The organism is Thalassospira sp. MCCC 1A02491, assembly GCF_001613785.1.
GTDB lineage: Bacteria > Pseudomonadota > Alphaproteobacteria > Rhodospirillales > Thalassospiraceae > Thalassospira > Thalassospira povalilytica.
The window spans coordinates 1-23,954 of the sequence record NZ_LPVX01000028.1 but is presented as its reverse complement, the minus strand read 5'-3'; the positions used below and the strand labels follow the sequence as shown (position 1 = coordinate 23,954).

The 23,954-nt window shown below is 54.3% G+C and carries 18 protein-coding genes; 14 read left to right on the top strand and 4 right to left on the bottom strand.

Annotated elements, in window-relative coordinates:
* Nucleotides 1-136 precede the first annotated feature (136 nt).
* The 6 genes from tcuA (at nt 137) to AUQ42_RS09140 (ending at nt 7,608) form a co-directional block, all read left to right on the top strand.
* Nucleotides 137-1,525 (top strand): FAD-dependent tricarballylate dehydrogenase TcuA, encoded by a 1,389-nt coding sequence (tcuA, locus tag AUQ42_RS09165; protein WP_068518786.1) that lies wholly within the window; start codon nt 137-139, stop codon nt 1,523-1,525.
* A complete protein-coding gene (gene tcuB, locus AUQ42_RS09160) occupies nt 1,509-2,639 on the top strand; it encodes a tricarballylate utilization 4Fe-4S protein TcuB (RefSeq protein WP_068518785.1) in 1,131 nt (376 codons plus the stop codon). The genes tcuA and tcuB overlap by 17 nt, the downstream gene beginning before the upstream one ends.
* 226 nt (nt 2,640-2,865) lie before the next feature.
* Nucleotides 2,866-4,563, top strand: a complete 1,698-nt coding sequence (locus tag AUQ42_RS09155; RefSeq protein ID WP_068518784.1) for an FAD-dependent oxidoreductase — start codon at nt 2,866-2,868, stop codon at nt 4,561-4,563.
* Between the two features lie 36 nt (nt 4,564-4,599).
* Nucleotides 4,600-6,378: a thiamine pyrophosphate-binding protein gene (locus AUQ42_RS09150; RefSeq protein ID WP_068518783.1), complete on the top strand. Its 1,779-nt coding sequence runs from the start codon at nt 4,600-4,602 to the stop codon at nt 6,376-6,378.
* Nucleotides 6,379-6,406: 28 nt separating this feature from the next.
* Nucleotides 6,407-6,775, top strand: coding sequence for a cupin domain-containing protein (locus tag AUQ42_RS09145; RefSeq protein WP_068518875.1), 369 nt, complete (start codon nt 6,407-6,409; stop codon nt 6,773-6,775).
* Nucleotides 6,776-6,795: 20 nt separating this feature from the next.
* Nucleotides 6,796-7,608 carry an IclR family transcriptional regulator gene (locus AUQ42_RS09140; RefSeq protein ID WP_068518782.1) on the top strand — a complete coding sequence of 271 codons (813 nt, stop codon included), beginning with the start codon at nt 6,796-6,798 and terminating at the stop codon, nt 7,606-7,608.
* Nucleotides 7,609-7,669: 61 nt separating this feature from the next.
* On the opposite strand, the gene AUQ42_RS09135 is transcribed toward AUQ42_RS09140, so the two are convergent.
* Nucleotides 7,670-8,644, bottom strand: a complete 975-nt coding sequence (locus tag AUQ42_RS09135) for a LysR substrate-binding domain-containing protein (RefSeq protein ID WP_068518781.1) — start codon at nt 8,642-8,644, stop codon at nt 7,670-7,672.
* A gap of 172 nt (nt 8,645-8,816) precedes the next feature.
* Here AUQ42_RS09135 and AUQ42_RS09130 point away from each other — a divergent pair, with 172 nt between their 5' ends.
* From AUQ42_RS09130 to AUQ42_RS09095, 8 genes are all read left to right on the top strand, one after another.
* A complete protein-coding gene (locus tag AUQ42_RS09130; protein WP_082817799.1) occupies nt 8,817-10,088 on the top strand; it encodes an ABC transporter substrate-binding protein in 1,272 nt (423 codons plus the stop codon).
* A 90-nt stretch (nt 10,089-10,178) separates the two neighbouring features.
* Complete coding sequence (locus AUQ42_RS09125; protein WP_068518780.1) at nt 10,179-11,057, top strand: branched-chain amino acid ABC transporter permease; 879 nt, start codon at nt 10,179-10,181, stop codon at nt 11,055-11,057.
* Nucleotides 11,058-11,064: 7 nt separating this feature from the next.
* Nucleotides 11,065-13,590: a branched-chain amino acid ABC transporter ATP-binding protein/permease gene (locus AUQ42_RS09120; RefSeq protein ID WP_068518779.1), complete on the top strand. Its 2,526-nt coding sequence runs from the start codon at nt 11,065-11,067 to the stop codon at nt 13,588-13,590.
* A gap of 20 nt (nt 13,591-13,610) precedes the next feature.
* Nucleotides 13,611-15,068 carry an aldehyde dehydrogenase family protein gene (locus AUQ42_RS09115; protein ID WP_068518778.1) on the top strand — a complete coding sequence of 486 codons (1,458 nt, stop codon included), beginning with the start codon at nt 13,611-13,613 and terminating at the stop codon, nt 15,066-15,068.
* 44 nt (nt 15,069-15,112) lie between these two features.
* Nucleotides 15,113-15,835 carry an SDR family oxidoreductase gene (locus tag AUQ42_RS09110; RefSeq protein WP_068518873.1) on the top strand — a complete coding sequence of 241 codons (723 nt, stop codon included), beginning with the start codon at nt 15,113-15,115 and terminating at the stop codon, nt 15,833-15,835.
* A gap of 310 nt (nt 15,836-16,145) precedes the next feature.
* Complete coding sequence (locus AUQ42_RS09105) at nt 16,146-16,931, top strand: ImuA family protein (protein WP_231856725.1); 786 nt, start codon at nt 16,146-16,148, stop codon at nt 16,929-16,931.
* Complete coding sequence (locus tag AUQ42_RS09100) at nt 16,921-18,456, top strand: DNA polymerase Y family protein (RefSeq protein ID WP_068518776.1); 1,536 nt, start codon at nt 16,921-16,923, stop codon at nt 18,454-18,456. Before AUQ42_RS09105 ends, AUQ42_RS09100 begins: the two co-directional genes overlap by 11 nt.
* Nucleotides 18,457-18,460: 4 nt before the next feature.
* Entirely contained in the window at nt 18,461-21,763 is a 3,303-nt protein-coding gene (locus AUQ42_RS09095; RefSeq protein ID WP_068518775.1) for an error-prone DNA polymerase, read from the top strand.
* A gap of 59 nt (nt 21,764-21,822) precedes the next feature.
* Here the strand turns inward: AUQ42_RS09095 and AUQ42_RS09090 are convergent, their stop codons facing one another.
* From AUQ42_RS09090 to AUQ42_RS15925, 3 genes are all read right to left on the bottom strand, one after another.
* The gene (locus AUQ42_RS09090; protein WP_068518774.1) at nt 21,823-22,164 is read right to left on the bottom strand and encodes an Hpt domain-containing protein; all 342 of its coding nucleotides are present in this window, start codon (nt 22,162-22,164) and stop codon (nt 21,823-21,825) included.
* A 2-nt stretch (nt 22,165-22,166) separates the two neighbouring features.
* Nucleotides 22,167-23,198: a response regulator gene (locus tag AUQ42_RS09085; RefSeq protein WP_082817797.1), complete on the bottom strand. Its 1,032-nt coding sequence runs from the start codon at nt 23,196-23,198 to the stop codon at nt 22,167-22,169.
* Between the two features lie 25 nt (nt 23,199-23,223).
* On the bottom strand, nt 23,224-23,954 hold a 731-nt coding region (locus tag AUQ42_RS15925), incomplete at its 5' end, for a hypothetical protein (protein WP_197460815.1).

Here is a 23,954-nt window from a genome sequence, read left to right as displayed (position 1 = left end):
GACGACCGACATCGAGAAAAAAGTAATTTGATCAGTTGATCGCTTTGAGTTGACAGGCGAGCGACTGGAGTACAATTTTGCTAAAAAAATTGTATGCAAAAGTATGCAATTTAAGAGCTGAGAGGGAAGCGTCGACGTGAAAACTCATCATGACCACTACGACGTGCTTGTTGCCGGTGGCGGACAGGCCGGGCTGATCGCGGCAATCGTTGCGGCGGAAAAGGGGGCTCGTGTTTGTGTTCTGGAAGGTGCGCCGCGCACGCACCGGGGCGGTAATACGCGCCACACACGTAACTTGCGCCCGATGCATCTTGGACCGTTGTCAGTACTTAGCGGTACATATGACGAAGAAGAATATTGGGAAGATCTTTTGCGTGTAACCAAGGGCAAGACCAATGAAAAGCTTGCCCGCATGACACTTCGCAAATCAACAGAAGCTGTCGACTGGCTCGAAAGCCGGGGGGTGCAGTTCCAGCCGCCTTTGGGTGGGACCCTGCATCTGGGGCGGACCAACGCCTTCTTTATGGGGGGCGGAAAGCAGCTTTTGAATGCCCTTTATCGCCACGCCGAGGGACTGGGCGTTGAAATCCATTATGATGCAATGGTCACCGGGATCACGCTTGAAAACGGCGCGTTCAAGAGCCTGAATGTCGGTGATCAAACCATCACGGCAACGGCCTTTGTCGCGGCTGCTGGCGGGTTTGAGGCCAATATCGAATGGCTGAAAGAAGCCTGGGGCGAAGTTGCCGAGAATTTCCTGATCCGCGGGACCCCGTATAATCGCGGAACGTTGCTGCGCATGTTGCTTGATGCTGGTGTGCAGCAGATCGGGGAGCCTGATCAGTGCCATGCAGTGGCAATTGATGGTCGTGCACCGAAATTTGATGGCGGCATTTGTACCCGTGTCGACTGTGTGTCTCTGGGGGTCGTGGTAAATGAAAATGCCGAACGTTTTTATGACGAAGGCGAAGACTTCTGGCCGAAACGCTACGCGATTTGGGGGCGTCTTGTTGCCGATCAACCCAATCAGGTTGCCCATGTGATCATCGATCAAAAGGCAAAGGGCGGCTTCATGCCGCCGGTTTTTCCGGCCGTCGTCGCGGACACAATCCCGGAACTGGCCGAGAAGGTGGGCATTGATCCGGTTCAGCTTGAAAAAACCATCAAGGAATATAATGCCGCGGCCCAGCCGGGCAGCTTTGATCATACCGAACTCGATGGTCTGCATACCAAGGGCCTTGCCGTAAACAAAACCAACTGGGCACGGACAATCGATCAGCCGCCCTACAGCGCCTATTCGCTGCGTCCGGGGATCACGTTCACCTATCTCGGTGTGGAAGTCAGTGAAAAGGCCCAGGTCCAGATGGCATCGGGCCAGGAATGCCCGAATGTCTTTGCTGCTGGTGAAATCATGGCAGGCAACGTTCTGGGGCAGGGATATCTGGCCGGGATCGGCATGACCATCGGAAATGTATTTGGACGAATTGCAGGAAGCGAGGCTGCGGATTATGCGCTCAACCGATAAAACAACAGAAGCTGCACGGGTGATGTCGATCTGCAATGCCTGTCGCTATTGCGAGGGACATTGTGCGGTGTTTCAGGCCATGGAGCTTCGGCTTGAATTCAACGCCGATACGGTCGATTACCTGTCGAACCTGTGTCACAACTGCGGTGCTTGCTATCACAATTGCCAGTATGCGCCGCCCCATGAATTTGCGCTCAATGTGCCAGCTGCCATGGCGGAACTGCGTCAGGAAAATTATGGCGTTTATGCATGGCCGGGTTTTATGGGAAAGCTGTTTGCCAATAACGGTCTTTGGGTAAGTGCGCTTTCGGTTGTTCTTATTACCGCGTTCTTTGCTCTTACCGCGATCCTGACTGGTGCGGACTTCTTTGCTGTGCATGAAAACGCGTTTTACGGCGTGATTTCCCACAATGTCCTTGCCGGAACTTTTGGCGCGGTCGGGTTGTTTGTCCTGATCGCACTTGGGGCATCTGTTACCAGATTCTGGAAAACCATGCGCCTGCCCGGTCCGTTCAGCCTTGATTACGGGCGGGTTCTGCAAGGGGTCAAGGACGCGCTTAGTCTTAAATACCTTGATGGCGGCAATGGGCAGGGATGTTCATATCCCGACGACAAGCCGTCAATGGCGCGTCGCTGGTTCCATCAGATGACCTTCTGGGGATTCATGCTGTGTTTTGCGGCAACTTCGGTTGGCACTGTCATGCATTACGGTTTCAATCTTCCGGCACCTTATGGATATGTCAGCTTGCCCAAGCTGTTTGGTATTATCGGCGGTATCGGACTGATTGTCGGGCCGGTTGGTCTTTTGATTCTTAAAGCCAAGGCCGACCCGGCGCCCAAGGGGAAAACCAACAAGGGCATGGATGTCAGCTTCCTGTTCCTGCTTTTGATGACCAGCGTGACGGGCCTTGCATTGATGCTGGTAAAGGAAACAGCTTTTGTCGGTATGGCGCTTAGCATTCATCTGGGCGTTGTCATGACCCTGTTCCTGTCCATGCCCTATGGCAAATTTGTTCATGGTTTCTATCGCCTTGTCGCGTTGATGGTCTTTGCGGTCGAAAAGAACGATCACAAGGCCATTGTCGGGGTTTGCGAGAAAAAGAAAGCCGCCTGATTGATGTCTTGAGAATCAGGGCTGTAGTGGCATGTGGCCGCGCCAATTCCCGACTTTCGGCTACTGTCGTCACTTTCTACATGGTTTCACGTCTGGCGCCTCATCCATCAATGGCAAAGTTTCCGGGGAAATTGAGGCCTGCCAGCTTGAAAAGTATCCATACTTAATTTGACATTGTGAAAATAGATTTCATAATTACAAGAAAATAGAGGAGGATTCGGTGTCGATGCCCAATCCCGGAAGTGCTTTACCAACAAAAACAGATCTGATCGTTCTGGGAAGTGGTGCCGCTGGGCTTACTGCAGCGCTGACGGCGTCGCATGCGGGATTGCGCTGTGTCGTGCTGGAACATGCATCTGCGATTGGTGGCACAAGTGCTCGGTCATCCGGCACAGTATGGGTGCCGGGGAATATGTATATGCGTGAAGCCGGGATTGATGACGCCGAACTGGCAGCACGTTACGTCGGGACACTGGTGGGGAACCGTGGGGCGGAACAGATGTGCCGACGGTTTCTGAAAATCGCGCCGCGTATGCAGCAAGATCTTGCAGAACGCGCGAATATCGAATTTCGTCCGTTCACAACTGCCCCGGATTACCGACAGGACATCGAAGGTGCTGCACCGGGATGGCGGCCGCTTGAACCGTTGCCATATGACGGACGCAAGCTTGGTTCGATGTTTGAAAAGCTTGCATTGCCGATCCCCGAATTGATGCTGTTTGGCAAATTGATGGTGACGCGGGCAGAGGCGCAAAGCCTTCTGAAGGTGGATCGATCAATTGCCAGTGCCTGGCTTGGGCTGCGTCTGCTCGGACGTTATGCAACTGACAGGATGAAATATCGACGCGGTACGCGGCTTGTCCTTGGCAATGCACTGGTTGCACGTTTGCTTGCGGCTTGTCTTGAAAATGGTGTGTCGTTTTTTTGCGATGTATCTGTCTCGGGATTGCTCAAGGAAAATGGCCGGGTGACGGGCGTTGCCATCGGCAATTCCGGTCACTCCATCATTGCCGATAAAGGTGTGGTGATGGCCGGTGGCGGTTATCCGTCCAGTGCGGACTGGCGCAAGCGTGAGCTTCCAGAACCTGTTGCCGAATATAGCCCGGCTGCGCCAGGTTGTGTCGGCAGCACGATAGAACTGGCCCAAAAGGTCGGTGCCGTGTTGGGAACAATTGGCGTTGATAACGCCCTTTGGTTCCCGAGTTCGGTCATGCCCCGCAAAGATGGCAGCCAAGCCGTTTATCCGCATATCGTTCTGGATCGCGCCAAACCGGGAAGCATCATTGTCAATCAAAGCGGCAATCGATTTGTGAACGAGGCCGTTTCCTATCACGAATTTGTCCGCGGCATGTATCGGGCCAACGCGACGGAAACCTGCATTCCGGCATGGATGATTTGTAGTCGCGGTTTCATTGCCAAATACGGGCTTGGCCTTATCCGGCCGCGTACGCCGTTTCTCGGGAAATACATCAAGTCCGGCTATTTGATCGAAGGCCGGTCACTGTTCGAACTTGCCGATAAAACCGGGATGCCGGTGGAAGGGCTTGAACAGACAGTCGTGCGTTTTAATGCCATGGCAAAGAACGGCAAAGACCACGATTTTGGCCGTGGTGAAACAATTTATGATCGCAGCAACGGCGATGCATTGCATGCCCCCAACCCGTGTCTGGGTGTGATTGAAAGCGGTCCGTTCTATGCGGTGAAACTTTACCCAACCCCATTGGGAACCAGTCGCGGACTGGCGACCGACACACAATCCCGGGTGCTTGATGAAACAGGCAACCCGATTGATGGCCTGTACGCGTGTGGCAACGATATGCAATCCGTCTTTGGCGGGGAGTATCCCGGTGCCGGGGCGCAACTGGGTCAGGCAATGACATTTGGCTGGATTGCGGCACATCACGCGGCAGGACAGGAAGTTTGACGAAATTTGCGAAAACCCACGAAGGACTTAAAGAACATGGTTAAGAAAAAGGGTGGCGAGATTATTGCTGAATCGCTGATCAAAGAGGGAATTGATCACGTCTTCGGAATTTGCGGGCATGGCAATATCGGTTTGCTTGATTGCCTTTATGATGTGCGTGACGAAGTACGCCTTGTATCCCCGCGTCACGAACAGACTGCGGTGCATATGGCAGATGGTTATTTCCGCGTTTCGCACAAGCCAGCCGCAACGCTGACTTCGACCGGTCCGGGATCTGCCAACCAGATCATGGCACTTGCCGTTGCCCAGACTGACAGCTCTGCGATCTATTCGATCACAGCCAATGTCCCGACATCGCAATTCAACCGTGGTCCGTTTCAGGAACTAAACCAGCACCATCAGGCCGACTTCAATAATGTGATCAAGCCGGTCGTCAAGCGCAGCTTCCAACCAAGTCGGGTTGAAATGTTGCCATTGGCCATGCGTCAGGCGGCCATGACCATGACCACGGGCCGCCCCGGACCGGTCAATCTCGATATTCCCTATAACCTGTTTCAGGAAGAGGCCGAGGTCACCGAAGAAGTCGCCGGATCCAGTTTTGGCAAACGCCGCAGTGGAGCAAGCAACGAGGATGTCGCCAGGGTTGTCGATACCTTGCTGGCCGCAGAACGCCCGGTGATTTTCATTGGTCACGGTGTGACCCTGTCCGAGGCGTCTGCGGAACTTGCAGCCCTTGCCAAGCGTCTGAACATTCCTGTCATCAGCTCGCCGAACGGCATGGGCTGCATGAATATGTCCGATCCGCTTTCCCTTGGCTTTATTGGCCGAAATGGTGCGTATCAGGCAAACCAGGCGGGTCGTCATTCCGATGTGGTTCTGGCGATCGGGGTTCGTTTTGATGACCGTTCGGCATCGTCCTGGCGAGAAGGCTATTCGTGGAATTTCCCGAAAACCAAACTGATCCATGTTGATGTTGATCACGCCGAAATCGGTCGCAACTATCTTCCCGATATGGCGATCCTGGCCGATGCAAAGGCCGTCATTACGCAGATCCTGTCAGAGCTTGATCGTCGTTCTGTTGGCGAAGGTGACCGGCTGGCAGGATGGCATGCCGACATTGCAGGCTGGAAAGCACAGTGGGACAAGTTTATCGCCCCGGGATTTGAGACCCACTCCAGCCCGATCCGTCCGGAACGCATTGTGGCGGATTGTCGAAAAGTCCTTCCTGATGATGCGATCATTTCGCTTGATTCCGGTATTCACCACAACTGGTTCATGCAGTTCTGGGAAGCCCGCCAGCCGCAGACGATGTTGAATACCTGGGGCTATTCGGGGATGGGCTTTGGACCGAGCTCGATCCTCGGTGCGAAATTGGCGGCACCGGACAAGGTCTGCGTCTCGGTATCGGGTGATGGCGGCTTTACGATGGTTCCGCATGTCCTGTGTACTGCTGTTGAATACAACATTCCGGTCGTCTGGGTGGTTTGGAACAACTTTGCATGGGGTGCCATCCGCGATCTGCAATATGCCTATTTTGATGGCCGGGAATATGGCACCGGCTTTTATGAGGGCGAAAACAAAACGCCCTACAACCCGGACTTTGCCGCATGGGCGCGCGCATCGGGTGTTGCGGGCTATACCGTGACCCGTTCACAGGATTTTGCAGCAACCCTTGAAGACGCCGTGAAGCTGAATAAGCCGGCTCTGATCGATGTGCATGTGGATGCCAATATTCGTCCGCCATCAACCGGTTCGTGGGAACTGCCACCACTGAAACCGAAAGAACCGGTATTTGGTGAACCATGGAAGCCGTGATCAGACACAAACAACCTGGGAGGAAGTCATGACAAAGGAACGCAAAACCTGTATTCGCAACATTGCCGAAGAACCCTGGCAACAATATCCCGGACATTTCGGTTCCGCATTGTCAAAGGCGCTGGTAGCACCCGAGACAACCGGATCACAATTGATGGATTACCGCATTTCGACCTATCAGCCGATGGGCTATGTCGAACGCCATGTCCATAAGGTTCAGGAACAGGTTTATCATATCCTTGATGGTGAAGGCTTGATCGAGATTGATGATGAAAAGCGCGTTGTGCGCAAAAATGACGTGATCTTCATTGCGCCAGGCACCTGGCATTCGATCGTCAACAGCGGTCTAGGCGATCTGACATTCATCGTGGTAACAACACCGGTCAAAGACGAATAACCGATCAAGGCGGATCAGGAATGGCGGTTTCGACGAAAACCAAAAAGAATGCCGATGATAGACCGGCAGAAAAAGGCGGCATCCAGTCACTTGAACGTGCCACAATGCTACTTGATCTGGTGGCCTCAGCCGGGCCGGACGGAATGCCACTAACGGAACTAAGCGAGCGTTCCGGTCTGCATAGCAGTACGGCCTTTCACCTGATCCGCACCCTTGAGAATGTAGGTTTTCTGACCAAAAAAGGTGATAGCAAACGTTATCTGATCGGCAGCAAGATATTCATGCTTGCTGCCGGTGCGATGAATGAAAACGCGTTGTTGCTTGAAGGCACACCTGTTCTTGCTGCTCTCAGCGCCAAGACAGGCGAGGCTTCCCACCTTGCAGTCCGATCAAACAGCGAAATTGTTCTGGTTGCACGCATGGCGGCCAAAGGGATGCTTCAAATGTCGGAACGTACAGGTGTTGTACGTCCGGCCCATGCGACAGCAATAGGTAAAATGTTGCTCAGCAAATGCAATGATGCCGAAATCGAACGTCTTTTGGCGGATATTGATTTTCGGGCCTATACCGAAAATACGCTGACAACTGCGACCAAGCTTCGACGTGAACTAAGTGATATAAGAAAAACCAATGTCGCCCATGACCGGTGCGAATTTGACCCCGATGTGCGCTGTATCGCGGTTCCGGTTTATGATTTCGCCGGGAGATGTGTGGCGGCAATGGGGGTTTCCGGCCCGGTATGGCGCATGTCAGAAGACATCATTCCCCAACGGATCGAAGAATTGAAAGCCGCGGCGGTAACGCTTTCAAATGCGCTTGGTGCGGCATCCTGAATTCGTCAGTTATTTTCAGAGTTTCCGCTTCGTCATGCTGATGCTGACGAACATTTTCCATTCAATTTGTTGCGCGGTCATTGCCGAGTTTGGCCTGTTTCGGAAAGGGCTCGAACCCCTTGATTGCCGGATTATCAATCAGGTCCTGAACGGCACCTTTGAGCTCGGCAGCGACAATGTTTGTTGCCGGTGTCATGGACTCCGGGGGCAAGGAATAGAGGAAGTTGCTGCGTCTTAGATGTGCATCAGAAAAGGCAAGGCAGCGCCACTGTCGGCCACCGTCGGCTTCTTGCATGATGGCTCCTCGTGGCTTGATGGTTGCTGCAATATCCTGATGGACGCAGTTCATCAACAGGGCCAGTGAATCAATTTCTGCGACAACATTCACACCCAATCCGTATTTGGAAAACTCGGTTTCGATACGGCGGCGCAGGCCGTGACTGCTGGTGGGGACAATCAAGGGCAATGCTGCGGCCTCGGCCACGGTGACAGTTGTTTGATCGGGGGGCAGCAACTTGCTGTCTTCGGACAGGAATAAAAACAATTCTTCGACCATCAGCGGTTCAATGATCAACTCATCATCATGTTCGTCATTGAAAAGAACGGCCAGATCAAGCTGGTTTTGATGAATAAGCTGGGCGATATGGCCGCTCATGGCTTCGACCACATTGATCAGGATTCCCGGGTATTTTTCGCGCAAACGTTTGATCAGATCCAGACCGACGGCGGCGACTGTGGTTGCCGGGAGGCCGATGGAAACCATTCCCTGAACGGTTTCGTTTTCAGCCTTGGCAATCGAGATCGCCTGATCGAACTGACGCAACACCAAGCGGGCATGATGATAAAGCGCCTGGCCGTTCTGGTTGGGTTTTACCCCCTTTGATGAACGGATCAAAAGCGGTTTTCCGACATATTCCTCAAGCTTGGAAATCTGTTGGCTAAGAGCCGGTTGTGCCACAAACAATTGCCTGGAAGCCTTTGATAAGCTTCCGGTTTCGACGATCTTGACGAAGTATCGGAGTTGGCGAATATCCATAGAAATCCCTGGCCGGGCTACTTGGTTATAAGGTGAACTTATACATGGTTCACTAATCGGTATTTTTCCCGGTTCCTCTCAGTGGGTAAGAATTTACATGGGCGAAAGATTTGTCAATCGCGGGATGTGAATTGACGGCAAACAAGATTGTGCCCGCATTAGGGAGGAAACCATGAATAACGATGACGTGAAGACGAAGTCGGGCTTTGGAGCGGTATCACGCCGTTCAGCTCTGAAGATGGGGGTTGGTCTTGCCGCTGTTTCTGCGATTGGCATGCCGGCCATTTTGCGTGCGCAGGAAGGTCCGATCCGTATCGGGCATCTGACCCCGATGACGGGCTTTCTGGGGACACTTGGCCAATGGGCGGTCGAGGGTATCCAAATGGCAGCCGAAGAAATCAACGCGGCTGGCGGCATCAAAGGCCGCATGCTCGAAGTAAGCTCTGAAGACTCAATCAACCCGGAAACCGCAGCGACCAAGGCACAGCGCCTTCTTGAACGGGACAAGGTTGACTTCCTGATGGGGGAAATCAGCTCTGCTTCGGCACTGGCCATTTCCGAAGTCGCCACGCGCAACAAAAAGCTGTTTATGGCACTGGGGCCGCGTTCGGATGTTTTGCGCGGCGAACGGTGCAGCCCCTACATGTTCTGCACGGACATTCCCAATACCGTAATGGTCAATGCGGTGGGCAGTGCACTTAAACGTGATGGCATGGTTGATGGCAAAAAGTTCTTTACCATCACCTCGGATTACGTTTTTGGCCATGACCTTCTGGCTGCGGCAAAGAACTTCCTGAGTGCCAATGGCGGTGAACTGATCGGTGATGAACTGGTTGCAACCGATGTGACTGATTTCAGTGCCTTCATTCTGAAAATCCGTCAGGCCCGCCCGGATGTCGTTTGCTTGAACCTTGCCGGTAACCAGGTGACCAACTTCGTTAAGCAATATGCGGAATTTGGTCTGCCATTCCCGACCGTTGGCTTCAACTTGAATACTGCTGATGCTTGGGCCGCCGGTGTTGGCAACCTTGCCGGAACCTGGCCGACCGTCTGGTATGACACCCTTCAAACCCCGGGTTCGCAGGCTTTCGTCAAGGCGTTTCAGACCAAATACGGCAAGACGCCGGAAAACCATGCATGGATCGAATATATCGCGCTCAAGATTGCGGCACAGGCCATGACTGAAACCGGTGGTGCCAACACAGCCGACATGGTCAGCTATTTTGAATCAGGTGCGAAATTCGACATTCTGAAAGATCGCCCGGCTTACTTCCGCGCTGCTGATCATCAGCTGATTCAGGAAGCCTATCCGTTCGCGGTCAAGCCGTCGGGTTCCTATAGCGACGTCCATGACATGATGCAGCTTGGTGCTGCTGTTCCGGGCCCGAATGAACGACTTGAGGCGATCTATCCGTCGACTGATATGGCGACCTGTAAAGCCTGACGACGTTTGGTCGACCCTGCGATTTGCGGGGTCGACCAACTTTCGAATTGCTCCTGCTGTGCGTGCACAGCCCTTAACCCTGGAAAACCGATGGAATACGTTTTCTTACTTGAACAGGTCGTAAACGGCCTGGTTCAAGGCGGTTACTACTTGCTTATTGCTTTGGGTCTATCGCTGATTTTCAGCGTTGGCGGAATTGTGAACCTGTCGCATGGCGCGTTCTATGCGCTTGGTGCCTATTTTTCGGTGACGCTGGTCAACATGTTCGGGTTTGGGCCGGCTGTTGTCATTTCACCGATCCTTGTGGCGTTTCTCGGGATTGCGTTTGAACGTTTTATCCTGCGCCGCTTTTACCGTGAAGACCCGATCCTGAGCCTTTTGGTTACCTTTGGTCTGGCGATGGTCGCCGAACAGGCGATCCGCATGATCTGGGGGGCAGCACCGCTGTCGGCGGTGTTGCCGCAATGGGTCAAGGGTTCGGTGATTGTCGGTGATTTCCTGTTCTCGAAATATCGTCTTCTGATGTTGCTGGTTGTGGCTCTGATTCTGACCGGGTTGTGGTTCCTGATGCACCGGACATCATTCGGTCGTGTGGTTCGTGCCGGGATCGAGCAGCCCGATATGGTCGCGGCACTTGGTATCCGATTGCAGCCTTACATGACCGCGGTGGTGATGCTTGGCGTAGGTTTGGCTGCCCTTGGTGGCGCCCTGTTTGCACCGATCACCATGGTGCATCCGGCCATGGGCGCGGAAATCATCACGATTGCCTTTGTTGTGGTTGTTATTGGGGGGCTTGGCAGCTTTTGGGGCGTAATTGTTGCGGCCCTATTGGTCGGTGTTTTGCGCGGAGTGACCGTGCACTTCCTCCCCGCCGCATCCGAAGCATCAATGTATGTGCTGATGCTGCTTGTCTTGCTGTTGCGCCCGCGTGGGCTGCTTGGCGAAGCCATCCAGAAGTTTGAGCGGTAATAAGAAAATGATCCTGAAATCACGTACATTAATTGTCGGATTGGCAGCCCTCGTTATTCTGCCGGTCATACTGCCGATGATTGGCCTGACGCTGAGTGCTGCAACCATGGTTGTGATATTCGCGATTGCCGCACTCGGCCTGAATATGATGATGGGCTATACCGGTCTGGTGTCATTTGGGCATGCCGCATGGTTTGGTATTGGGGCTTATGCTGCGGCCCTTTCGCAGCGTCACTGGTTTGATGGGCAGATCATCCTTCCCCTGATATTTGGCATGCTGTTTGTCGGTGTTATGGCAACCGTTCTTGGTGCATTGATGCTACGCCGTCGCGGTGTTTATTTCGCCTTGATGACGCTGGCTCTGTCTGCTTTGACATTTTCGATTGCGTTTCGCTGGACCGAGGTTACCGGGGGCGAGGATGGTCTTGGTGGTATCGAGCGTGGATCGATCGGCCCGATCGATCTAGCCGATAACCTGAACTATTATGTGTTCGTTGCGGTTATCGGGTTTGCCGCCCTTTATTTCCTGCTGCGTGTTGTCCAGTCGCCATTCGGCCATGTTCTGGTGGCGATCCGCGAAAATCAGCAACGGGCATCTTTCCAGGGATATGACGTCCAGAAATACAAACTTGCGGTGTTTGTGCTGTCTTCAATGGTCACGGCGCTTGCCGGCGGATTGTCCGGGTTCCAGCATTACATTGTGACCGCTGAGTCAACCTCGATCGAGATGTCTGGCGAGTTGTTGGCGATGGTGGTGATTGGCGGCATGCATGCCAACATCCTTGGCCCGGCTGTCGGTGTTGTTTTCTATGTCCTGTTCCGCGAACTGTTTTCGGAATGGTCGTCTGACTGGCTGTTCTGGTTCGGGCTGACATTCGTTGCCTTTGTGATGTATCTGCCTGGTGGTCTGGTCGGGCTTGGTGAAAAGCTTCTGCGCATCTGGAAGCCACTGCCTGAAGAAACCGCGGCAATGAGCCGACGCAAGATTTACGAAGGTTTGTCTTTGCCGGAATATCTGCGCCCGAAACCGGCCAGCGACACGGTTCTTGACGTTGACGGGATTTCGAAGAATTTTGGCGGGATCAAAGCGGTTCAGAATGTCAGCCTGAAGGTCCGTCCGCGCGAGATCCACGCGTTGATTGGCCCGAACGGAGCCGGCAAAACCACCCTGTTTAACCTTGTTTCAGGGCAACATACCCAGACCGAAGGCAAGGTCACCTTGCTTGGTCAGGAAATTCAGGGCAAAGACCCAGCCGAAATCTGCCATTCAGGCCTTGCGCGATCTTTCCAGATTACCAACCTGTTCGAAGGTTTGACGATTGAAGAAAACCTGCGCCTATCGGCACAGGCCAAACATGGTGCGCGGTTCAATTTCTGGCGCAACATCGATGAATTTGAAGACATCAACAAGGACACGGCAGAACTTCTGAAGTTCCTTGGCCTTGAAGGCATCGAGGACATCCGTGCCGGTGATCTGTCCTATGGCGGACAACGTCTTGTCGATCTTGGGATTGCGCTGGCAAGTCGTCCGCAAATCCTTCTGCTTGACGAACCGCTTGCGGGGCTTTCGGCGGCTGAGCGTGAACGTGTCGGTCGTCTGATCCAGACGATGGCCGAAAACATTCCGATCCTGATTGTGGAACATGACATTGATCGTATTCTCGGCTTTGCCAATGAAGTTACGGTGATGAATGACGGCCAGCATCTTGTGACAGCACAGCCGGCCGAAATTCGTGCAAATGAACATGTTCAGGAAATCTATACCGGATCGGGAGCCGCTGCGATTGCAGCGATGAAATCAACCTTCCCGGCAAAACCGGGCACGGTTTTGAAGGTTGAAAACCTCAATACGTTCTATGGCAAAAGTCACATCCTTAATGATGCCTGCCTTGAAATAGGACACAGCGAAATCGTTGCTTTGCTGGGCCGAAATGGTGCCGGCAAGTCAACCTTCCTGAAAACCATTTGCGGCCTTGTTCGGGCAAAGTCCGGTTCAATTGATTTCGAGGGGCAGGAACTGGTCGGGGTGGAAGCCCACATGGTTGCCCGCATGGGCGTCGGATATGTGCCGCAAGGGCGGGGGCTTTTTGCAGGCATGACCGTTGAGGAAAACCTCGCACTTGGTCGACTGGCCCGGGACACCGATGGCAGCAACGGGACGGTTTGGACGCTTGAAAAAATCTACGAGATTTTCCCGCGTTTGAAGGAACGCCGCACCAGCCATGCAGATTATCTCTCGGGGGGGGAGCAACAGATGCTGGCGATTGCGCGCGCGCTTTCAGGCAATGTCCGTTTGCTCCTGCTTGATGAACCGTTCGAAGGATTGGCACCGGCTGTCGTCGAGGAGCTTTTCCTCGTTCTCGATAAGCTGCGCGAGCATCTGCCGATCCTGATTGTCGAACATAACCTTGATCTTGTTCTTGCATTGGCCGACCGGGTTTTCGCACTCGAAAACGGCTCGGTCTTCCACGAATGCAAAGCGGAAAAACTTTTGAATGATCTTGAATACCGAAAAGAAGTTCTGTGGTTGTAGAGATGAGGAAGGATAAGAAATTGAGCACAGTAAGCGTAAATAATACTGCGGCCAGCTCATCGGTAACGTGCCACTTGTTGATCAATGGCGAATGGGTGGAAGGTGCGGCAGATACCGTCACGGTTCTGGACAAATATTCCCAAAACCCGATTGCTGTGGCCAATTCGGCCTCGGATGCACAGATTGTCGAGACGATTGATGCTGCTTACGCGGCCTTCAAACGTGGTGCCCCGGACAATTACGAGCGTGGTGCAACCCTTGACCGTGCGGCGGTTCTGATCGAGCAAAATCGCGATGACCTTGCGAAAACCATTCAGGCCGAAGCCGGCTTTACCCGTTCTGACGCCAATGGCGAGGTATCGCGTTGTTTGCAAACTCTTCGTTTGTCTGCCGAGGAAGCCCGTCGTCTGAGCGGTGATGTTGTGCCGATCCAGGGCGCGCCAGGTCAGGCTCATCGCATCGCCTTTACCATGCGGGTACCGCTGGGCGTGGTTCTGGCCGTGACGCCCTTTAACTCACCGCTAAACACTGTCATGCACAAGGTTGCACCGGCATTGGCAGCGGGCAACGCGGTTATCCTCAAACCGTCAAGCAACACGCCAATCACCGCATGCAAAATGGCAAAAATCCTGATGCAGGCGGGGGTTCCGCAAGGGTTCCTTTCGGTTCTGCACGGCGGGGCACGGGTTGTGTCCAAGGCCCTTGAAGATCAGCGTATCCGGTTCATTGCCTTTACCGGTAGTACCGAGGTCGGCCGTGCCATTCAGTCAAAGGCGGATTTGCGCCGCACCCAAATGGAACTGGGGTCGATTGCCTTTACCATCATCAATGATGATGCCGATCTTGATGTTGCCCTGCCCAAGGTCGTTTCGGCAGGTTTCCGCAAAGCCGGTCAGGTTTGCACATCCGTGCAGATGTTGATGGTTCAGCGATCTGTCTATGACGAGGTTGTCGCGCGTATGACCGATCTGGTCAAGGCAGTCCCGTACGGGGACCCGGCTGATGACCAAACGGTTACCGGGCCTTTGATCACGGTTGACGCTGCGATCCGTGTTGAAGAATGGATCAAGGAAGCGGTTGCAAAAGGTGCCCGTCAGCTTGTCGGTGGTGCACGCGAAGGGGCGGTGGTGCCGCCAACCCTGCTTGTTGATGTGTCGCGTGATATGCGCGTTGGATGTCAGGAAGTGTTTGGTCCGGTTGTGTCAATCATCCCGTTTGATGATCTCAATGAAGCTATCGAGCGTGTGAACTCAACGCCTTATGGTTTGGCCAGCGGCATCTTTACCAACCGGATGTCAGATGCATTCGAGGCGGTTCGCCGTCTGGATGTTGGTGGTGTCCATATCAACGAAACTTCCAGTTCGCGCGTCGATCTGATGCCGTATGGCGGCACGAAGGAAAGCGGATTTGGTCGTGAAGGGCCACATTATGCCGTGCACGAACTGACTGAGGAACGGGTTGTCTCGATCACGGCCTGAAAGGTCTGATCACACAATAAATCAAACGCAAACGGATGATTATCATGTCAAAGAAAACAGCAATCGTATTCGGCGGTTCCCGCGGTATCGGCGCAGCAATCGTCGAAGCATTGGCCAAAGACGGCTATAATGTCGCGCTGACCTATGTCAGCAGTCAGCCTAACCCGATGCCAGAAATCGCAGATGCAACCATCAAGGCCTATCAGGTGGATATTCGTGACCCGAAATCGGTCTCGGGTATCTTTGAAGCGGTGGCGGCAGATTTTGGCAGTGCACCGGATTGTGTTGTTGCAAATGCCGGTATCAACGTGCCTCCGGGACCGTTGGGGCAATTCAGTGACGAAAAGTTCCGCGACCTTGTCGAAGTCAATATTGTTGGCGCCTACAACATCCTCAAAGCCGCGTCAGCCAATATCGCCGATGGCGGTACGATCATTGGTTTGACCACATCCTTGGTCCGCTTTGCTGCACCGGGCCTTGGTCCTTATAGTGCCACCAAGGCCGCGGTCGAATGTCTGCTGCGCTCGATGCAAAAGGAGCTGGCAGGTCGTGGTGTACGGGTTAATGGCGTGGCACCGGGGCCGGTGGATACCGATCTGTTCCGTTCGGGCAAAGACGAAGCAGCTGTTCAGCGCTCTGCTGCGATGAGCCCGTTCAACCGCGTTGGTGATCCAAAGGAGATTGGCGAGGTTGTTGCTTTCCTTGCTTCTGACAAATCATCGTGGATCGCGGGTCAGATTGTTCAGCCCAATGGTGGTTTGGTATAATCTTCATCCCGGTCTATTAGGGAAATACCACCCGGAAATGGGCGGCCAGACAAGGTTTCTGGTCGTCCATTTTTAAAGGGCAAGGTCATCTTATGTGATACTCGGTTTCCTCTTTCCCCCCTCCAGCTCCCCTGAAAGCTTTTGATTTGACTCTGATATCGGGCGTTCCTAAATAAGAACAAACAGAGAACATTTGTTGTGTTTGGGTAAGATGCTTGCTGAACGGATCAGGGATGCTCGGGCTGTCTTGGCACGGGCCGAAAAAAGTTGGAGGGGAAATGTATCCTGTTTCCCCGGCAAGGCAGGCGGTGTGGTCGACTGCCTGTTTGGCGGTATGTCCTTGTCGCGCAATATCAGCATCGGCGGTTTTGTGCCGGTTGGTATGCATGAGGTGATCTGTGCCCATGATGGTGGGGCGGCGTCGATTTTGGCCTGGTATCTGGCCCGGATTGCTCCGCAAGAGCAGAGGGCAGGATACGGAAGGTTACAAGGCTGCGAGCAAGACAGATCGCAAGGAAAACCGCAAAACAGCGCACAGGACCATGCCTCGTCAAACCGGTCTGTTTTCTGGGTTCGGCAAAGACGGGCGATTGATCAGGGCGGTGTTTATCATCTGGCCTTGCCGGTCGGTCAGGCAACGGATCCGCCGCCCTTGATGATGACAGTCGATCAGCAGGATATCGCCTTATGGAGCTGTGAGGAGGCCGCCAAATCCGGGCAGGTCGCATCGATTATTCTGGAAACCACCGATTACGACCTGACATCGGCAAGGCGTCTGCAACTGGCCTGTGAGGCGGGAGGAACCCGGATGATTGTTTTGCGCCGGGCATCGCATGGCGGGCGGCTGATGCCATCAAGTGCACTGACACGCTGGAAGATCGAACCGGCCCCAAGCACGTCAGATACCAAGACAGGGAATATTCATCATCTCAGCCTGATCGGGGGACGCGGGGTCCGACCGGGAAGCTGGAAAGTCAAAACCGATGCATCAACGTTTTCTTTATCTGTGGTTGACCCACTGGAAGACGGATTGTCAGAAAATCAGCAGGACCACGGCCGATACCCGCCACAAGGCGGACCAGGACGTGTCATCTGAAAAAAGCGGCCCCACCGAACCGGCAGATGATGCTGACGGGCCACATGTTATTACGCGCGCCGACCACAAAGGGGTTCTGGTATGCGGGCTGAATGCCCGGGCCCGGGACGCGGGATTATACGGGGGCATGCGTCTGTCCGATGCGCGCAGCATCCTTCCCGGTTTGCACGACAGCCCCGAGGATGAGGCGCTTTATGACATGCATCTGGCGGGATTGATCCGTTTGATGGATCGATACAGCCCCTGGGTCGCGCCGGATCGGGAATTGCATGCGCACGGCCTGCAAGGCGATGGCGGATTATGGCTGGAAATCACCGGCGGCAGTCATTTGTTTGGCGGGGAAGCCGCCATGATCGGTCACATCCTGCGTGATGTGAAATCCCGGGGCTATGGCGCCAGAATTGCCATTGCCGATACGGCCGGGGCCGCCTGGGCCGCTGCGCGTCATCATCCCGGTGCGCCGACCGAGCATATCCTGTCCTTGCCTGCCGATCATGAAATCGCGGCAGGATTTCCGGTTTCGGCCCTGCGTCTGTCGGATGACATCATCGCCCTGTTGTCGCGGCTTGGCCTTAAGCAACTGGGCGATATTACACCCTTGCCACGCGCCAATATCACCACCCGGCTGGGACCCGATGTGTTGCGCCGTGTTGATCAGTTTTATGGGCGCTTGCCCGAACATCTGAACTTCAAATTGCCCGATACCCCCTGGCTGATCAAACAAAGCTTTGGCGAACCGCTTGGCGATGCGACCAATCTGGCGCTGGCGATCGAAGACATGACCGGCAAGCTGTGCGAGATGCTTGCGGCTGAAAATCTGGGCCTGCGGCGGATATGTGTCCGTTCGATCCGGGTGGATGGTCATGCCCATACCATCACCACGACAACCGGGACCCCGTGTCAGTCTGCACCGCATATTTTGCGATTGCTGGGTGAAAAGATGCCCGGTGTCGATACCGGTTTCGGTATCGAGAAGATCATTGTCCATGCGCCGTGGGTCGAACATGTCGCCTTTCGCCAGGCCCGCCTTGACCATCAGCAGGATGACAGCAGTGACGGGCTTGCACTGGGGCAGCTGATTGACCGGATCTGTCATCATCTTGGACCAAATGACATTCTTTATCGTCCGGCCCATCACGCAAGCTACATGCCCGAACGGGCCGCCATTCGCCAGTCCCCGGTTGGCGGGGCAAGGCCGGCACGGCTGCCAGATGCCCCCTTGCCAAAACGTCCTGTCAGATTGCTGGAGCCCCCCGAACCGGTGGAAGTCATCGCACGTAGTGCCAATGGCGCGCCAACGCGACTGCGCTGGCGCAAAATGATTGTGGATATCGCCTGCGCCGAGGGGCCTGAACGCATCTGTCCGGAATGGTGGGGGCATCTTGATGACGATCATTACGCCCTGTCGCGAATGACACGAGACTATTTCCGGATCCGTGATCAGAAAGGCCGGATGTTATGGCTGTTGCGCACCGGACATGCGGGGCAGGATATCTGGTCAATCCACGGGATTTTCGGGGGATGATGCCATGACACAGCAAGCCATTCGCACCGATGAGCCGGTCTATGCCGAACTTCAGGTCAGCAGCAATTTTTCCTTTTTGCGCGGGGCATCCCATGCCGAGGAACTGGTTTTGACCGCGGCGACCAAGGGATTGCATGCCATTGCGCTGACGGATCGCAACACATTGGCCGGTGTCGTGCGCGGACATAGCGCACATCGCAATTATGCCGACCGGTTAAATTACATTGTTGGTTGTCGGCTTGATCCGATGGATGGCCCATCCTTGCTGTGTTATCCGACCGATCGGGTATCCTATGCGCGATTGTGCCGGTTGCTTACCCTTGGCAAGCGCCGTGCGCCCAAGGGAGCGTGCGAGATTTATCTTGCCGATATTGTCGATCACAAGGACGGGTTGCTGTTTATTGCCGTGCCACCACAGGTGCCGGACGATGTATTTCGCTGCGATCTGGTGCGGTTCAAATCATGGTTCGGGGGGCGATTGTGGCTGTCTGTCGGGCGGTTCATGGACGGGTTCGACAGCGAACGCCGTGCCTTTACTGAGGAAATCGAAACCCGTCTTGGCATTCCTGCGGTCGTGACCAATGATGTTCATATGCATCTTCGGTCGCGCAAACCCCTGCAGGATGTGCTGACCTGTATCCGCCATCATTGCCGGATCGAGGATGCGGGCTATCGGTTATTCCCCAATGGGGAACGCCATATCAAGTCGCCGCGTGAAATGGCGCGCCTGTTTCCCGATCATCCCCATTGGCTTGCCCGCACGGTCGAGATTGCCGATCAATGCACTTTCAGCCTTGATGAATTGCGCTATGAATATCCCGATGAAAATGACGGATCGGGCGAAGGCACACAGGAACGTCTGATCCGTTTGACCTGGGAAGGGGCGGCAAAACGCTATCCCGAAGGGGTGCCCGACAAGGTCAGAAACCTGATCGAGACCGAGCTTAAACTGATCGACGAGCTGGGCTATGCCCCCTATTTCCTGACGGTGCATGATATTGTTGCCTTTGCCCGGTCCAGGGGGATTTTGTGCCAGGGGCGTGGATCGGCGGCCAATTCATCGGTTTGTTTTTGCCTGCATGTCACATCGGTTGACCCCAACAAGGTGGAGTTGCTGTTTTCGCGCTTCATCAGCAATGCCCGCAACGAACCGCCCGATATCGATGTTGATTTTGAACATGAACGCCGCGAAGAAGTCATTCAGTTCATCTACGAACGATATGGCCGTGAACGTGCCGGATTGACCGCGACGGTGATTTCATACCGGTCGCGCAGCGCCATTCGTGATGTCGGCAAGGTGTTCGGCCTGTCCGAAGACACCATTGTCAAACTGACCAAAACCATCTGGGGGTCAAGCAGCAAGGGCGCGCATGACACCATGATGCGCCAATCGGGCATTCATCCCGATGAGCCAAGGCTTAAGGCCGTGCTTGATCTGGCGGGCGAACTCACCGGATTTCCCCGCCATTTGTCGCAACATGTCGGTGGGTTTGTCATTACGCGCGGGCCGCTTTGTGAACTTTCGCCGATTGCCAATGCGGCGATGGCCGATCGCACGACGATTGAATGGGACAAGGACGATATTGATGCGCTGGGCATTCTCAAGGTCGATATCCTCGCCCTTGGGATGTTGACCTGCATTCGTAAGGCACTGGATGATTTGCGCACGCACAAGAATATTGATTATGACCTTGCGACCCTGCCCAAGGAAGACCGGGCAACCTACCGGATGCTTGAAAAGGCCGACAGTATCGGGACTTTCCAGGTGGAATCGCGTGCACAAATGAGCATGCTGCCCCGTCTTAAACCCAAAAGCATCTATGATCTGACCATTCAGGTGGCGATTGTGCGCCCCGGTCCGATTCAGGGCGGCATGGTTCATCCCTTCTTGCAGCGGCGCATGGGACGGGAAAAGGTCGAATATCCGTCCAAGCAGCTTGAAGCCGTTTTGAAGCGAACCTGCGGCGTGCCGCTGTTCCAGGAACAGGCGATGCAGATCGCCATTGTTGCCGCCGGCTATTCCGGCGGAGAAGCCGATAACCTGCGCCGGGCCATGGCGACCTTCAAACGCACCGGTACGATCGGCGAACATCGCACCAAATTCATCAATGGCATGCTCAAAAACGGCTATAATATCGAGTTTGCCGAACGCTGTTTCAAACAGATCGAAGGCTTTGCCGATTACGGATTTCCCGAAAGCCATGCCGCAAGCTTTGCCATTCTGGCCTATGCGTCATCCTGGCTGAAATGCCATCATCCGGATGTGTTTTTATGTGCGCTTTTGAACGCGCAGCCGATGGGGTTTTATGCCCCGGCGCAACTGGTCAATGATGCGCGCAATCACGGGGTGCGCGTGCTTGAAATCGATATCAATCACAGTTTCTGGGACAACCGGCTTGAACGTGAAATGGGCCGGGCCAGCGGCTATCACGCGGTGCGGCTCGGCTTTCGCCAGATCAAGGGATTTGGCGAACTTGATGCCCTTGCCCTGATGGCCAACCGTCCGGCTGGCAGCTTTCAGGATATCTATCTGATGGCGCGTCAGACCGGTCTGTCACCTGCGGCTCTTGAAAAACTGGCCGAGGCCGATGCGTTTGGATCTCTTGGTCTGTCGCGGCGCGAAGCGCTTTGGGCCGTCCGGCGCTTTGGCAAGGGGCGCAAACCACCCGCTGCCTTGCCCTTGTTTGAAGCAGCCCAGAATTTCAACCACAATATGGGGGTATCAGCCGAATTCGGGCCGGAAGCCCCGGTGGATTTGCCGGTTATGGGGCCGGGCGAAGAAATCATCGAGGATTATGCAAGCCTGCGCTTGTCGCTTAAGGGGCACCCGATCAGCATGTTGCGTGATGCCCTTGGCGGGGCGGGTATCAGCAAGGCGACGGATCTGGCCCGGGTTCGCGACGGCGACCGGATCAGTCATGCCGGTCTTGCCATTGTGCGTCAACGTCCGGGTACGGCATCGGGGGTGGTGTTCATCACGCTTGAGGATGAAACAGGCATCACCAATCTGGTGGTCTGGAACAAGGTGATGGAAAAATACCGACGCGAAGTCATGACCGCCACGGTGATGGGGGTAACCGGCAAGCTTCAGCGTGAAGACGGTGTGACCCATATCATCGCCGACAAGCTGGTTGATCTGACCCCCATGTTGCAAGGATTGACCGAAAACAACAGAATTGCGCGCAGCAACAATACCCATCCGCGCAATCTGCGTTGGGCAAGCGGGCTTGATGGTTTGGGCTCGTCACCTGCATCAAAGGCGCAAACTGCCCCGACCCTGAAAATCGACAGTCATGATTTCCATTGAATGCCCAACAGATGCGGCGATTTTCTGTGCCGCAGTTATCGGGATTGGGGCAGCAATGCCTATGCTTCGAACCCTTCGTCTTCGTCGGCGGAATAGTCTTTTAGCTGATCAATGATCGACAGGGCCTTGGCAGACGGGTTTGCCACGCCCTCGTCAATCAGCAGCTTTTCAAGGTCACATGCCATTTCCCCCAGTCTGGGGAAACCATATGTTTTTGCTGTTCCGGAAATGCGGTGGACTTCCATCAGAAGAACTTCGAAATCATCCCGGTTCGGAGTTTCGCAGTAACGCGACCAGGTGCTTACGATAAAGTCGATTTTCTCAGAAGTTTGCTCGGCATAACGTTCACGCAACGCAGCAATTTTCGACTGAAAGCTGTTCATGTTTATCGAAGCGTTCATGACTATAAAATCTCCAGAACACGATTGAGGTGTATTCTACTGTTGATGGATATCCATTCCTTGGACGGTGCGGCTTGCGGGCTTCGTCCTTCTTCCCCTAGGAAGCAGAACTGGCCGCCCGAGAAAACGTTTTCCGGATGCAGCAGATACTCGTCAGACACGCCGGGAAGTGCGATGGTCACAGGCAGATATCCCGACTTTACCAGTGTCGTGATCAGATTGTCTTTCGCATCTAGAAGTGCGAGTGGACGGAACCGGCAACTCCCGCGTTCACCAATCACCCCGAATCTGGACTGTTCGTTCATGATATAGGTGACACCGGTTTCCAAACCAAGTCCGTCCTCGACCGGCATAAGCGGCCGGATCGACTTCCTCTTGAGAAAAGTCTCAAGAGATTCAATGCACGAGCGCGGCACATTGGCCGAAATCAGGACCGGCAAACAGCCGGTGGAAAAGGTTTCCACAATATCCTTGAGAATGGGCACGCTGCCCGCCCCAGCCTTGAGCAAAAGCAGTTTGGGTTCTTTGCGTTTGACCAGGATTTCGATTTTCGGACTGTCGCCGATTTCATCCTGTTCCGATCCGAATGAATTGCGCCCCCAGAAAATGATCTTTTCAAGCATGGTTGCGGCAATACCATCGAGATCGATATCAAGCATCGATGCAGACTTCCAGATCACATCGACCGCACCAAGATTAAGCAATTCATTGGCTAGTGTATGGCGTTGCTCGCTTAATGAACTCAGAACGATGATCGATGTATCGGCCTCGGACAGAATTTCGCGGGTGGCAGAAATACCATCCTGATGGGGCATCGCGATATCCATCGTGATGACATCGGGCTGTAATCTTCGGGCGGCTTCAACGGCTTCAAGTCCGTTTTCGGCTTCCCCGACAATTTCGATTTCCGGATGATCCTCGCAAAGGGCAACCAAAGCCATTCGCATAAAGACGGAATCATCACAGATAAGCAGGCGTACCGGGCGTTGACCGCCTCGTTCTTGGGCAGCAAATTTTGTTATTGTCGCTGTCATTTTATCCACTCCTCTCCAGACGGGATCAGATCAACGGATCCAACGGATTTGGCAGCACATCGATATCCAGCGTTGCCGTCGTTGTCGCCACAGTATTGCTCGAAGAATCTTCAACCGTCGCCGTGATCGACAATTGCAGATCGTCTTCGGTGTCCGGCGTGATCGCCAGACCCACCAGATCCAGAAGCTCAAGCGTATAGGTGCCATCCGGGTTAAGTGTTCCGGCATTAAGGGTCGCACCGTTATCCACCCCGTCAATTGTCAGGGTGACATCCTCGGTAAGGGCAAGATCACTTACCGTAATCAAAAGCGGCGTGGGCGAGTCCTCGATCACAGCAGCAGAAAGCGACAGATCAAGTGTCGGTGCATCTGCGATATTGAGAACTTCCAGATTGATGTTGGCAATGGTGCTGTCACTGGTGCCACTGATCGGGTCACTGACAGTGGCGGTCACGGTCAGAAGCGAATCCCCCGGTTCCAGCGCGGTAACGGTCAGCCCGACCAGATCGGTCTGGGTCAGGGTCCAGCTACCATCGGGGTTTTCGATTCCGGCGGACAGGGTCGCATCATTGGGCAGCCCTTCGATGGTGACTTCAAGTACTTCGGTCGGGGATAGCACACCAACATCGATGGTCAGACCACAAGCGGTGTCTTCGAGGCACAGTGCCGGCAGACCCAAATTCAGGGTCGGGCCTTCTGCGACATTGAGGACCTCAAGATTGATATTGGCAATGGTGCTGTCGCTGGTGCCACTGA